At 58.1% G+C, this 363-nt stretch carries 1 protein-coding gene; it reads right to left on the bottom strand.

The genetic code is table 11. The features are described from left to right. Positions 1-142: 142 nt before the first annotated feature. Positions 143-363: lysoplasmalogenase family protein (locus R0J87_RS18900; RefSeq protein WP_498888144.1), on the bottom strand; the 221-nt coding region annotated here is incomplete at its 5' end.

Genomic DNA, 363 nt, shown 5'->3' with positions numbered 1-363 from the left:
CGCCCCGAGATTTTCCCCGGTCAGACGCACCGCCAAACCGGCATGTTCCAGCAGTCCTTTCAGGGTGTGCGCTTCAAGGCTGTTGCCCGCCCGGTAGATCTGTTGCCAGCTAGCTGCCATTACCCACCTCTTCTCTTTATCATCAGCGTAGCAGCACACTGACCACTAAGAGCGACTGGGCAAGATAATAGGTGGTCATGATACTGCCGGTAGCTGCTCTGAAATGGCCTCTGAACCTATCCAGGGCCAGCAAGGTATCAGAGACCAGAAATACCAGCGCCCCGGCAAATGCGGCCAGGCCGGCACCTGTGCGGGTCGTCAGCCAGTACTCACCCGCCGCCCAGGTCATTTGCAAAATCACCC

Source organism: Halomonas sp. SIMBA_159 (genome assembly GCF_046536035.1).
Lineage (GTDB): Bacteria > Pseudomonadota > Gammaproteobacteria > Pseudomonadales > Halomonadaceae > Vreelandella > Vreelandella venusta_A.
Note: the sequence above shows the minus strand (reverse complement) of the source record. Positions and strands in the feature narration are given on the sequence as shown.